The 12,936-nt window shown below is 58.7% G+C and carries 13 protein-coding genes; 2 read left to right on the top strand and 11 right to left on the bottom strand.

The window, feature by feature from the left end; genetic code table 11:
• Positions 1–28 precede the first annotated feature (28 nt).
• The 11 genes from AACY50_RS15265 to AACY50_RS15215 all read right to left on the bottom strand — a co-directional run bounded on the left by AACY50_RS15265 (position 29) and on the right by AACY50_RS15215 (position 10,142).
• A complete protein-coding gene (locus AACY50_RS15265; RefSeq protein ID WP_339432415.1) occupies positions 29–1,990 on the bottom strand; it encodes a DUF7844 domain-containing protein in 1,962 nt (653 codons plus the stop codon).
• Positions 1,987–2,307, bottom strand: a complete 321-nt coding sequence (locus tag AACY50_RS15260; RefSeq protein WP_221732320.1) for a DUF2388 domain-containing protein — start codon at positions 2,305–2,307, stop codon at positions 1,987–1,989. The genes AACY50_RS15265 and AACY50_RS15260 overlap by 4 nt, the downstream gene beginning before the upstream one ends.
• Before the next feature lie 27 nt (positions 2,308–2,334).
• Complete coding sequence (locus tag AACY50_RS15255) at positions 2,335–2,643, bottom strand: DUF2388 domain-containing protein (protein WP_339432416.1); 309 nt, start codon at positions 2,641–2,643, stop codon at positions 2,335–2,337.
• Positions 2,644–2,751: 108 nt separating this feature from the next.
• Complete coding sequence (locus AACY50_RS15250) at positions 2,752–3,069, bottom strand: DUF2388 domain-containing protein (RefSeq protein WP_221732322.1); 318 nt, start codon at positions 3,067–3,069, stop codon at positions 2,752–2,754.
• A gap of 134 nt (positions 3,070–3,203) precedes the next feature.
• Complete coding sequence (locus tag AACY50_RS15245) at positions 3,204–3,413, bottom strand: DUF1127 domain-containing protein (RefSeq protein ID WP_339432417.1); 210 nt, start codon at positions 3,411–3,413, stop codon at positions 3,204–3,206.
• A gap of 258 nt (positions 3,414–3,671) precedes the next feature.
• The gene (locus tag AACY50_RS15240; protein ID WP_339432418.1) at positions 3,672–3,887 is read right to left on the bottom strand and encodes a DUF1127 domain-containing protein; all 216 of its coding nucleotides are present in this window, start codon (positions 3,885–3,887) and stop codon (positions 3,672–3,674) included.
• Between the two features lie 321 nt (positions 3,888–4,208).
• On the bottom strand, positions 4,209–5,702 hold the full coding sequence (locus AACY50_RS15235; protein ID WP_221732324.1) for an acetyl-CoA hydrolase/transferase family protein: 1,494 nt from the start codon (positions 5,700–5,702) through the stop codon (positions 4,209–4,211).
• 215 nt (positions 5,703–5,917) lie between these two features.
• Positions 5,918–7,351, bottom strand: coding sequence for an NAD(P)(+) transhydrogenase (Re/Si-specific) subunit beta (locus AACY50_RS15230; protein WP_339432419.1), 1,434 nt, complete (start codon positions 7,349–7,351; stop codon positions 5,918–5,920).
• Positions 7,351–7,671 (bottom strand): NAD(P) transhydrogenase subunit alpha, encoded by a 321-nt coding sequence (locus tag AACY50_RS15225; protein WP_003187417.1) that lies wholly within the window; start codon positions 7,669–7,671, stop codon positions 7,351–7,353. The genes AACY50_RS15230 and AACY50_RS15225 overlap by 1 nt, the downstream gene beginning before the upstream one ends.
• A 15-nt stretch (positions 7,672–7,686) precedes the next feature.
• Positions 7,687–8,808: a Re/Si-specific NAD(P)(+) transhydrogenase subunit alpha gene (locus AACY50_RS15220; protein ID WP_339432420.1), complete on the bottom strand. Its 1,122-nt coding sequence runs from the start codon at positions 8,806–8,808 to the stop codon at positions 7,687–7,689.
• A 434-nt stretch (positions 8,809–9,242) separates the two neighbouring features.
• On the bottom strand, positions 9,243–10,142 hold the full coding sequence (locus tag AACY50_RS15215) for a LysR family transcriptional regulator (RefSeq protein WP_339432421.1): 900 nt from the start codon (positions 10,140–10,142) through the stop codon (positions 9,243–9,245).
• A 157-nt stretch (positions 10,143–10,299) separates the two neighbouring features.
• On the opposite strand from AACY50_RS15215, the gene AACY50_RS15210 reads away from it, so the two are divergent.
• Both AACY50_RS15210 and AACY50_RS15205 read left to right on the top strand, forming a co-directional pair.
• Entirely contained in the window at positions 10,300–11,481 is a 1,182-nt protein-coding gene (locus AACY50_RS15210) for an acyl-CoA dehydrogenase (RefSeq protein ID WP_339432422.1), read from the top strand.
• A 13-nt stretch (positions 11,482–11,494) separates the two neighbouring features.
• On the top strand, positions 11,495–12,715 hold the full coding sequence (locus AACY50_RS15205) for a CaiB/BaiF CoA transferase family protein (protein WP_339432423.1): 1,221 nt from the start codon (positions 11,495–11,497) through the stop codon (positions 12,713–12,715).
• Positions 12,716–12,936 lie beyond the last annotated feature (221 nt).

Here is a 12,936-nt window from a genome sequence, read left to right as displayed (position 1 = left end):
ATCGCAGCCCAGGCGGCGATCTTTCGCGTCAGGGCAACTCCAGCCCGCCCGAGGCTTTGTGCAGTTTGCGCAAATGCTCGCCAATGTGTTTCACATTGGCTTCACTCGCGGCAATCTCGGCCGCGCGCTTGGGTTCAAGCAGCTTGCGCACCTCCGTGTCCAGATCGCCGGAAAGCGCCAGGAGCTTTTTCTGCCGCTGGCTGCTTTCCGCTTGCAGTCGGCTGAACTCGCTCGGTTGCGGCAAACCGTAACCCTTGGAATCGAGCAACTCTGCCGGACGACTGAGGAAACCGCTGTTGGCGAGGATTTGCTGCAAAGTCGCGTTGGCCTTGTCCATCCCGCCGTTATCCAGTTCGCGTTCACCGAGGTAGCGCTGCTTGACCTCGTCCTGAGCCAGCAGCAGTTGTCGGCGAAAACTGGCCTGCTCCAACAGCAGCAGTGCGGCGCTGGTGCGCAGGTCGGCGCGATCAAACCACGGACGGCGTTCCTCGGCCGACAACGATAGCCACTCCTCGACGCTGTTCTGTTTGATCGGTAATTGTTTCTTCAGTACAGCGAACATCGCTTGATAGCGATCGCGGAACGAGTCGAAGCGATACCCCAGGCGCAGAGCCTCCTTCGGATCGTCCAGCACGCTGGTGTCGGCGAGGCCGCGTCCTTTAAGCACTTCCAGCAAACCATTGGGCATGATGCTGTCCAGGCCGACGAGCTGAGCGTTGTTGCTGCCGCTGCGCAACAGCTTCAGGCCTTCCACTGCGCAATTGTTGGACAGGAAGAAGTAGTTGCCGTCGTAGCTCCAGTGCATCTCGGCGGCGTGTTCGACCACGCCTTCAATCTCGCTGCGTGACAGGTTCAGCGGCACCGATGCAAGGCTGCGCAGCTCGGTTTTGGTGTATTCATCGATGACCTGCGCCAGTGGCAAGACGAACAGCCGCGAAGGGTATTTGCCGACCAAGCCGTCCCAACTCGACAGTTGTACATCGCCCACGAAGGCGCGGTAGGACAGCACCAGATGCTGGTCCAGATCGAGCCGGCAATCCGGGCCACGTGGCCGACCCGGTGCGCAAATCACCAGACGCAACATGCTGTGGCCCCAACGGCTGACCCAGTTCTGGTTGGCCTCGGCGAGCAGGTAGTCGACGGCGTACACCCGCTCCGGATCGACTTGTCCCAACGGCTGCTTGGCGAAGTCGTTGCCCGCATTGAGAAACGCGAAACTCTTGCTGCAAGTGTCCTTGGCGGGCGGCGCCCAGCCAAAGTGTTCCTTGTAATAGCGGTACAGAGCCGGGCGGCGGCAGGCGTAGCTCGGGTCGAGGAGGAAATACTCCATGTTGACCGCGACGAACTCTTTCGGACTGGAGATTTCGTACAGATCCGGGCTGCGGGCAATCTGGCGGTTGTGTTGTTCGCGCTCGCCACGACGACCGACGTATTGCTGCCAACCGGCGAGATCGAGCAGGCGTGGGTCATCACTGAGGGTGAAGCGGCGGCCGTTCTGGCCACGGCACTCATCGGGAATACCGATCAGCCCGGCGCTGTTGAAACGTCGAGTGCAGCGCTGGATCAGCGTGCGCTCGGCACTCGGCCACAGGCGCGCGCGATCATAAATATGGGTGACTTCGTGCAGCACCGTGGCGAGCAGTTCCTGGCGCACAGTACCGTGGGGGCGATTGGTTTTTTCTTTGGCCGCGCTGCCGTCGGTGAGGCTGTCGAGCAGTTTGCGGTTTAGATCGAGCTCGGCAACCAGCGTGGCCTGGCCGTAGGCATTGCCGGGCATGTCGTCGGTCCAGCCAACGTCGATGTGCCGGTCCAGCCGCTCGATGAAGCTGGGCGGCAAGGCCTGCATGGCTTCATCGATCAGCGCTTGACTGGCCTGTTGTTGCGCGGCGCTCAGACCGTCGGTCTTGAGCCGCAATTGCAGGCCGGCGTGGGCGCTGTTGCCTAGCAGCAACAACGCCCCGGCCAGCAGCCAGGCGCCGAGTGATTTCACAGTGCGAGGATGGCTTCGGCGAGGACCTGATCGCTGGCGTCGCGAGCTTCCGGTACGCGAGTGCGCAAGGTATTGAGAGCGGCTTCCAGGTGTGCGCCGCGAATATCACCGTTGCTGGCGACAAAACTGGCGGCATCGTCGTGGGCTTCGCGGATGATTTTCGAGTCGCGAATCGAGGTGGTGGTATCGGACGTGAAATCGATGCTGCGCTGGGAGGCACGAACGATGATGTTACTGGTGGCTACCAGGGTGTGCGCCTGGGCCACATCGGCCAACAAAAACAGGCCAAGGGTGGCAGCAATCAGCGGGCTACGCATGGAACGACTCCGGAAGGACAAGGGTAGCTATTGGACGAGAATTGCCTGTGCCAGTTCACGGTCGCTTACATGAAGTTTCGGCCGGGTTTTGCGCAGGTAATGCAGCGCTGATTCCAGTCGAGCGCCTCGCAATTCACCGTCAGTGGCTACAAACGCTGCCGCGTCATCGTGAGCGGCGAGCACCAGTTTACGGTCGAACGGCGCGGAAGACACCATGCCGGTCGCCCAAAGGCTCACTACGGTGTTCTGCGTGGAGACATCGAAAGCATAGGCCGGTGTCACCCAGCAGGCGGTTAACACTACGGAAGGGATAAGCAGTTTTTGAAAAAAGTGCATAAGACTCGGTAACTGTTAGCGAGCCTCAAGGCTAGCGCAATGCCCGGGCCAGAGCCAGCGCCAAAAACATCGGGACACGACCGGCGTGTCCCTTCATGCCACGTTGATTCAGATCGCAAGAATCGCTTGGGCCAGTTGTGCATCGGTCGCGCTCAACTGTGGTGCTTGATGGCGGATAAGATCCAGCGCGCTTTCCAGCTTCACGCCACGGATCTGGCCTTCGCTGGCAACGAAGCTGGCCGCGTCGTCACGGGCGGCGAGTACTGTTTTGTTGTCACGCAACGACGAGGTGGCGTCGGAGGTAGCATCGGAAGAAGACTTGAGCGCACCAACAACGGCGTCGGTGGTCACGATGAAGCTGGAGGCGCTGGCATTGGCAGCCACGGCCAGCAGGGCGGCAGCGCTGAGCAGGCGAAGACGGGACATGATGTATCTCCTGTGGATAAACCGTATTGAGAGGTGGCTCGGTATCTGAGGAGTCAGACGCCAATGGCACAGCATTCGCCACGTTCTGCGTGGATATTAGGCCTGCAGACGAAGTTCGCACAGTGGGCAGAATGCTAGCGCCAGAAGGTTTTCTCCAGTTCATTCAGCCGATCGGCGTGGCTTAGCCCCAGATCCGCGAGATCCCGCCCATCCAGTTGCGTCAATAGACGCCGCGTCCTGGCTCGTTCAAGGCCTTGGCAGAAGCGGCGCAACAGGCGTTTTACGAGGTTGCAGCGAAGGGCGGGTTGTAAAGAAGCTGCTGAAACATCCTGTAAGCCATTCATGACAGATTCCTTTTTACTGGCAAGGTCGGAAAGTCATGTTGAACCCGTTGCAGGCAAGGGGGCAGATACATCCGTTTTAAATTGTACTGGTTCAGGTTCGGTATTCTTATAACTGTACTGTTGTTTGTAGCTGCCACCTGTAATGCATGTTTTCCTCGCCTGAAACGACAAAACCCGTCGCGGTTTCCCGCGACGGGTTTTGTTTGTTCAATTCGGGTTGCTGGCGGTGGGTCTAACGACCAGAGCCAGCGACGCTACTTAGCGCCAGAACGGCTTGCTCAGCTCTTCGTAGCGTTGTGCTTCGCTGATACCGGCGTCAGCCAGCAGACGCGAATCCAGACGAGCCAGTTGGTGGCGGCTGGAGATGCGGCGCTGCCACAACATCAGGTTGGCGATAACGCGCAAAGGCAGGGAAGCCTGGGTTTTTGCAGCTTTGTCTTCGAAGAACAGATCGGAACTGAGTGTACGTTCCATGGTTGACATCCTTCCGCTTGTGGCGGGATTAGGTAGTGGTTTAACTGGTGCCCATGATCCTCTCGTTTGCCTAGTCTCTCTAGATACAGTTCAACTGTATTGTGAGTGACCAGTTAACTGTTTAAAGGCGGTGTACGGGTCAAAATTGAGCAAACTGTACCTGTCTGCACTAACTCGGTGCGTTTTCGGGTGAGGCGGGCGTATTTGTAGGTAAATACTGTAGGAAATGACCAGTACAGAAGTACAGTTTTCGCAAGGAAGGCAATTTTAAAAAATCCATCGACGCAAACTGTGTTTGCGTCGATGGATTATCTGTGCGGATTACACCGCCAGCATGCGTCCGGTTTCTTCCAGGTTAATGTGCCAGCTCAAGGCTTCACGCAGGATATGCGGGGTGTGACCACCGATTGCACAGGCCGCAGTGAAGTAGTCATCCAGTGCCTGACGAAAGTCCGGATGCACACAATTATCGATGATTACCCGCGCGCGCTCCCGTGGCGCCAGCCCACGCAGATCCGCCAGGCCCACCTCGGTCACCAGAATGTCAACGTCGTGCTCGGTGTGGTCAACGTGGCTGACCATCGGCACCACGCTGGAAATCGCGCCACCCTTGGCGATCGATTTGGTCACGAACACCGCCAGATGTGCGTTGCGCGCGAAGTCACCGGAACCGCCGATACCGTTCATCATCCGTGTGCCGCAGACGTGGGTCGAGTTCACATTGCCGTAGATGTCGAACTCCAGCGCCGTGTTGATGCCGATAATGCCCAGGCGCCGTACGACTTCTGGATGGTTGGAGATCTCCTGTGGGCGCAGTACCAGTTTGTCTTTGTATTTCTCCAGGTTGCCGAACACGTCGCTGTTGCGGCGTTCCGACAAGGTGATCGAACTGCCCGAAGCGAAACTCAGCTTGCCGGCATCGATCAGGTCGAACGTCGAATCCTGCAGCACTTCGGAGTACATGGTCAGGTCTTCGAACGGTGAGTCGATCAGGCCGCACATCACCGCGTTGGCGATGTTGCCGATCCCGGCTTGCAGCGGGCCAAGCTTGTTGGTCATGCGCCCGGCATCGACTTCCTGCTTGAAGAAGGTGATCAGGTGATCGGCGATGGCGTTGGTGTCGGCATCCGGCGACGATACGGTCGATGGCGAGTCCGCCTGCTGCGTGATGACGATGGCCACGATTTTTTCCGGCGGAATCGGGATCGCTGTGCTGCCAATGCGGTCGTCGACCTTCACCAGCGGGATTGGCGTGCGCGTCGGACGATACGTCGGGATATAAATGTCATGCAGGCCTTCCAGGTTGGCGTTGTGCGCCAGGTTGATCTCGACGATGACCTGTTTGGCGAAAATCGCGAAGCTCGCTGAGTTGCCCACCGAGGTGGTCGGCACGATGTGGCCCTGTTCAGTGATGGCCACGGCTTCGATCACCGCGATGTCCGGCAGCTTCAGTTGCTGATTGCGCAGTTGCTCGACGGTTTCCGACAGATGCTGGTCAATGAACATCACTTGGCCGGCGTTGATCGCCTTGCGCAAGGTGCTGTCGACCTGAAACGGCATGCGTCGCGACAGCACGCCGGCTTCGGTCAGTTGCTTGTCGAGGTCGTTGCCCAGGCTCGCGCCGGTCATCAGGCTGATCTTCAGTGGCGTGACCTTGGCGCGTTCGGCCAACGCGTGAGGGACGGCTTTGGCTTCGCCGGCGCGGGTGAATCCGCTCATGCCGACGGTCATGCCGTCCTCAATCAAAGCGGCGGCGTCGGCGGCGCTCATCACTTTATCCAACAACGAAGGCAGGCGAATACGGTCACGGTACATGGATTATTATCTCGGGAAGCGAGTATCAGGATGCGCAGTCTAGTGAATTTCGCGGGCGCCTGTCCCGCTACCAAGGTCGCAAAAGAGGCGTCTATTTAGCGGGTTTGAAGTAAAACACCGTTACCGGATCTGCAACAACGCGGCATATTGTCCGATTGTTTTCGCCAACGAAAACGCCCCGACAAGTCGGGGCGTTCGGTATTGCTGCGAGGTGATTACTCGACCGCTTTAACCATGTCTTCGATAACTTTTTTCGCGTCGCCGAACACCATCATGGTCTTGTCCAGGTAGAACAGTTCGTTGTCCAGACCGGCATAGCCGCTGGCCATCGAGCGTTTGTTGACGATGATGGTCTTGGCCTTGAACGCTTCGAGAATCGGCATGCCGGCAATTGGCGATTTCGGATCGTTCTTCGCGGCCGGGTTGACCACGTCGTTCGCGCCGAGCACCAGCACCACGTCGGCCTGGCCGAACTCGGAGTTGATGTCTTCCATCTCGAACACCTGGTCGTAAGGCACTTCGGCCTCGGCCAGCAGGACGTTCATGTGCCCTGGCATCCGCCCGGCCACCGGGTGGATTGCGTACTTCACGGTCACGCCACGGTGGGTCAGCTTCTCGGTCAGCTCTTTCAGAGCATGCTGTGCACGCGCTACCGCCAGACCGTAGCCCGGTACGATGATCACGGTGTCGGCGTTGGTCAGCAGGAAGGTCGCATCGTCAGCCGAACCGGATTTCACCGGACGTGCTTCTTTCGCGCCAGCCGGGCCAGCGTCGGCCGTGTTGCCGAAACCGCCGAGCAGTACATTAAAGAAGGAACGGTTCATCGCCTTGCACATGATGTACGAGAGGATCGCACCGCTCGAACCCACCAGCGAACCGGCGATGATCAGCATCGAGTTGTTCAGCGAGAAACCGATACCTGCCGCTGCCCAGCCGGAATAGCTGTTGAGCATCGACACCACCACCGGCATGTCGGCGCCGCCGATCGGAATGATGATCAGCACGCCCATCACGAACGCCAGCGCCAGCATCAGCGCGAAGGCGGTGAGGTTGCCGGTGAGCATGAAGGTCAGGCCGAGCACCAGCGTCGTCAGACCCAACACCGCGTTGAGCTTGTGCTGACCGGCAAACTGTACCGGTGCGCCCTGGAACAGACGGAACTTGTACTTGCCCGAGAGCTTGCCGAACGCGATCACCGAACCGGAGAAGGTGATTGCACCGATGGCTGCACCGAGGAACAACTCCAGACGATTGCCCGCCGGAATCGAGTCGCCCAAGTGTTTAACGATGCCCAGCGACTGCGGCTCGACCACTGCGGCAATGGCGATGAACACCGCGGCCAGACCGATCATGCTGTGCATGAACGCGACCAGTTCCGGCATCTTGGTCATTTCAACGCGCTTGGCCATGATCGAACCGGCGGTGCCGCCGATCAGCAAGCCAACGATGACGTAACCGATGCCGGCGGTGGCCAGTTCAGCACCCAGCTTATAGATGAGGCCGACGGTGGTGAGGATGGCCAGTGCCATGCCGAGCATGCCGAACAGGTTGCCGCGCCGCGATGTGGTCGGGTGCGACAGGCCTTTGAGGGCCTGGATGAAGCAGATCGACGCGATCAGGTAGAGCGTCGTGACGAGATTCATGCTCATTACTTCGGCGCCTCTTCTTTTACTTTCGGGGCTTTCTTCTTGAACATCTCAAGCATGCGGCGGGTGACCAGGAAGCCACCGAACACATTGACCGCCGCCAATGCCACGGCGAGGGTGCCCATGGTTTTGCCCAGCGGCGTGACGGTCAGCGCAGCGGCGAGCATGGCACCGACGATCACAATGGCTGAAATGGCGTTAGTCACCGCCATCAACGGCGTGTGCAGCGCAGGCGTCACGTTCCAGACCACGTGGTAACCGACATAAATCGCCAGCACGAAGATGATCAGGTTGTAGATACCGGGGGAGATAAGCTCTTCCATCGTCTGAATCCCTGCTTAGGCGTTTTTGCGGATGACTTGGCCGTCGCGGCACATCAGGCACGCGGCGACGATGTCGTCTTCGAGGTTCACTTCGAACTGGCCTTCTTTGGTGAAGACCAGCTTCAGGAAGTCCAACAGATTGCGCGCGTACAGCGCCGAGGCGTCTGCAGCGACTTCACCGGCCAGATTGGTCGGGCCGCAAAGGGTCACGCCGTTCTCGATCACCACCTGATCGGCCACGGTCAGCGGGCAGTTGCCGCCCTGAGCCGCCGCGAGATCGATGACCACCGACCCCGGTTTCATCTGCGCCACGGTATCGGCGCTCAACAGCGTCGGTGCCTTGCGGCCCGGAATCAACGCGGTAGTGATGACGATGTCAGCTTGCTTGGCGCGCTCGTGCACAGCCTGGGCCTGACGCTGCATCCAGCTCGCCGGCATTGGTCGTGCGTAACCGCCGACACCGACGGCGCATTCGCGCTCTTCATCGGTCTCGTAGGGCACGTCGACGAACTTGGCGCCGAGGGATTCGATCTGTTCCTTCACGGCCGGACGTACGTCGGACGCTTCGATCACCGCTCCCAGACGTTTCGCTGTCGCGATCGCCTGCAAACCCGCCACACCTGCACCGAGGATCAGCACGCGCGCCGCTTTCACGGTGCCCGCCGCCGTCATCAGCATCGGCATGAAACGCGGATAGTAGTGAGCGGCCAGCAACACAGCCTTGTAGCCGGCAATGTTCGCCTGGGACGACAACACATCGAGACTCTGCGCCCGCGAGGTGCGTGGTGCCGCCTCCAGGGCGAACGCGGTAATCCCGCACTCGGCCATTTTGGCGATGGTTTCGTTATTGAACGGGTTGAGCATGCCCACCAGCACCGTGCCACGCTTGATCAGCGTCAGCTCGGCGTCGCTCGGGGCGACCACTTTGAGAATCAGCTCGGCACCGAACGCGTCATTGGCACTGCCAATCGTTGCGCCTGCCGCTTCATAGGCACTGTCGACAACACTGGCCTTAATGCCGGCGCCGGTTTGCACAGTGACCTTATGACCTTGGCTGATCAGCTTTTTAATGGTTTCCGGGGTTGCAGCAACCCGTGTTTCACCGGTCTGGGTTTCGAGAGGAACACCAATGTGCACGTCAAATCTCCTGCGTGATCTTATTGAGTAAACCCAGGCACTGCGGATGGTGCGACTGGGGCGGCCGATCAGCACGATCCCGCCGAATCAAGGCGGGGCGCGGCATTTTGCAGGCGAACTTTATGCCCTTCAAGGGATTATGACGGGTGACGGAAAATTAACTACAAGTCATCCCGTGACCGAATGTCGCAGATGACCGGCTGAACCCCTTGCAGGCCGTGCTTTTCAAGGATTCTGGCTGAATTTGAAATTTTTTCTCATCGGTGACGTGAATAGGCAGTGATGAGTCGTGAATAGAGGCTCAAAGCCACGCCATTAGGCGCTTGTGGGACGTCTGTACGACTTTCGGATACAGTCTGTGAAAATGCGACAAATATTTATATCTGTAGCGCTTTTCATTTGCTGACTACGGAGTCAACTACGGCGAAGAGCCTTTATCCTTCAAGGCTGTAGCTGTTCGCCTGATTCACCAGCCAATCGCGAAATGCCTTTAGAGACGCTGATTCGACCTTTCGCTCCGGAATCATCAGGTAATAAGCTTTGATGCTGGACAGGGCCTGCGGGTTGGCAATCACCAAGCGCTTCTCCCCCAATTCCCGCTGGATCAGGAAGGGCGGAATCAGCGCGATGCCCATGTCGTGCATGGCCGCTTGGGCGAGCATAGAGAATAGCTCGTAACGCGGGCCTGTCATGTCGCGAGGGATATTCAAGTGCTGGGAGTTAAACCACTGGCGCCAGGCATAGGGACGAGTGGTTTGCTGCAGTAACGGTAGATCGGCGATTTCTTGGGCTGTCAGGTGTGTCTTGTTACCGAGTAGGGCGGGGCTGCACACCGGCATCGGATTCTCGCCCATCAACCTGTGGGATTCGGTACCGGACCAATCCGCGTCGCCGAAGTAGATCGCGGCGTCGAACTCGGTGTCGGCAAACAGGAACGGCCGGGTGCGGTTGGTCAGATTGACCGTCACTTCCGGATGCTTGAGCTGGAAATCCTTCAGTCGTGGCAGCAGCCATTGCGTACCGAATGTCGGCACCACCGCCAGTTCGATCACGTTGGTCCCCTGTTGGCCCATCACCGACAGCGTATCCCGTTCAACTGCATCGAGTTGGGTCGCCACCCGGCGGCTGTAGGAAAGTCCCGCTTCGGTCAGCTTCACCCCACGTCTCGAACGTCGGAACAGTTCTACGCTGAGGAACTCCTCAAGGCTGGCGATCTGTCGGCAAATGGCGCCTTGGGTGAGGGAAAGTTCTTCGGCAGCTTTGGTAAAGCTCTCGTGCCGCGCGGCGGCCTCGAAGCTGATCAGGGCAGTTGTGCTGGGGATCTTTCTGCGCATGTACATCAACCTCACTAATGCGCCGCATAAAAGGCATTTAGCGACGTTTCGGAGTGAGAAATTAGCACAACAGAATGCGAAATCCTCGTTTGCCGTGACGACGAACCGCGCCTAGGATCAATGCCACGTTAATTCACCGATTTGCGAGGACACACTCATGGGCGGTAAAGCTAGCTTCAACTGGATCGATCCCCTGCTGCTGGATCAACAGCTCACTGAAGAAGAGCGCATGATCCGCGACACCGCCGAGCAGTTCGCTCAACAGAGCCTCGCACCGCGTGTCCTCGAAGCCTTCCGCCATGAGAAGACTGACCCGGCGATCTTCCGCGAGATGGGGGAGGTCGGCCTGTTGGGCGCAACCATCCCGGAGCAATACGGTGGCAGCGGCCTCAACTATGTCAGCTACGGCTTGATTGCCCGTGAAGTGGAGCGTGTCGATTCCGGCTATCGCTCGATGATGAGCGTGCAGTCCTCGCTGGTGATGGTGCCGATCAACGAATTCGGCACCGAAGCGCAGAAGCAGAAATACCTGCCAAAACTGGCGTCCGGCGAATGGATCGGCTGCTTCGGTCTGACCGAGCCGAACCACGGTTCCGACCCGGGCGCGATGATTACCCGGGCTCGCAAGGTCGACGGCGGTTACAGCCTGACCGGCGCGAAGATGTGGATCACCAACAGCCCGATCGCCGACGTGTTCGTGGTGTGGGCCAAGGACGATGCTGGCGACATCCGTGGCTTCGTACTGGAGAAAGGCTGGAAAGGGCTGAGCGCTCCGGCGATTCACGGCAAGGTCGGCCTGCGTGCTTCGATCACCGGTGAGATCGTGATGGACAACGTGTTCGTGCCGCAAGAGAACATTTTCCCGGACGTGCGCGGTCTGAAAGGTCCTTTCACCTGCCTCAACTCCGCGCGCTACGGCATTTCCTGGGGCGCACTGGGCGCTGCCGAATTCTGCTGGCACACCGCTCGCCAATACACGCTGGATCGCCAGCAGTTCGGCCGACCACTGGCTGCTACTCAATTGATTCAGAAGAAGCTCGCCGACATGCAAACCGAGATCACGTTGGCGCTGCAAGGCTGCTTGCGTCTGGGTCGTATGAAGGACGAAGGCACGGCTGCCGTTGAAATCACGTCGATCATGAAACGCAACTCGTGTGGCAAGTCGCTGGATATCGCCCGTATGGCCCGTGACATGCTCGGTGGTAATGGTATTTCCGACGAGTTCGGTGTGGCCCGTCATCTGGTCAACCTGGAAGTGGTGAATACCTATGAAGGTACCCACGACGTTCACGCGCTGATCCTCGGGCGTGCGCAAACCGGTCTGCAGGCGTTCTATTAACAGGAGAGCGACCATGGGCGCGCTGTCGCATCTGCGGGTACTGGATTTATCGCGAGTGCTGGCCGGGCCTTGGGCCGGGCAGATCCTCGCCGACCTTGGCGCTGAGGTGATCAAGGTCGAGCGCCCGGGCAATGGTGACGATACTCGCGCCTGGGGGCCGCCCTTCCTTAAAGACGCCTATGGCGAGAACACGTCCGAAGCCGCGTATTACCTGTCGGCCAACCGTAACAAGCAATCGGTGACCATCGACTTCACCCGCCCTGAAGGGCAAAAACTTGTGCGGGAACTGGCGGCCAAGTCCGACATCTTGATCGAGAACTTCAAGGTCGGCGGCTTGGCGGCTTATGGGTTGGATTACGAGTCGCTGAAGGCAGTCAATCCGGATCTGATCTACTGCTCGATCACCGGCTTCGGTCAGACCGGGCCGTATGCCAAGCGCGCTGGTTATGACTTCATGATTCAGGGGCTGGGCGGACTGATGAGTCTGACCGGTCGGCCCGAGGGTGATGAGGGGGCGGGGCCGGTGAAGGTCGGGGTGGCGCTGACGGATATTCTGACGGGGCTCTATTCGACGGTGGCGATCCTCGCGGCACTGGCCCATCGCGATCATGACGGTGGGGGGCAGCACATCGATATGGCGTTGCTGGATGTGCAGGTGGCCTGCCTGGCTAACCAGGCGATGAACTACCTGACTACTGGCAATGCGCCTAAGCGTCTTGGCAATGCGCATCCCAACATCGTGCCTTATCAGGACTTCCCGACGGCTGATGGTGATTTCATTCTTACCGTGGGTAATGACGGTCAGTTCCGCAAATTCGCGGAAGTGGCGGGGCAACCGCAGTGGGCTGATGATCCGCGTTTCGCTACTAATAAGCTGCGGGTGGCGAATCGGGCGGTGCTGATTCCCCTCATCCGACAGGCGACGGTGTTCAAGACTACGGCTGAATGGGTGGCCCAGTTGGAGCTGGCGGGTGTGCCGTGCGGGCCGATCAACGATCTGTCGCAGGTATTTGATGATCCGCAAGTCAAGGCGCGGGGGTTGGCAATTGAATTGCCGCATGCGTTGGCAGGGATGGTACCCCAGGTGGCGAGCCCTATTCGGATGTCGCAGACCCCGGTCGAGTATCGCCGAGCGCCTCCTTTATTGGGTGAGCACACGTTGGAGGTATTACAGCGGGTATTGGGTTTGGAGGCGGGAGCGGTTGCTACGCTGAAGGAGGAGGGGGTGCTCTGACCATTTCTTCTATATAGAGGAATGGTGTTTCGATCCTGGTTAGAGGCGGATCTGGATGTTTTTTAACCGATCTGCAAGTGATTGATAGAAAAGCGAAATTAACGGTTGACGGCAGATTCTGGAAGCCTATAATTCGCCCCACTTCCGGCGCAGTCGAAACAGAAAACTCCTTGAAATTCAATGAGTTATGAAGTTTTCGGCAGCAAGTTGCTTCAGTTCAT

The organism is Pseudomonas sp. RA_15y_Pfl2_54, assembly GCF_963971015.1.
Classification (GTDB): domain Bacteria; phylum Pseudomonadota; class Gammaproteobacteria; order Pseudomonadales; family Pseudomonadaceae; genus Aquipseudomonas; species Aquipseudomonas baetica_A.
Note: the sequence above shows the minus strand (reverse complement) of the source record. Positions and strands in the feature narration are given on the sequence as shown.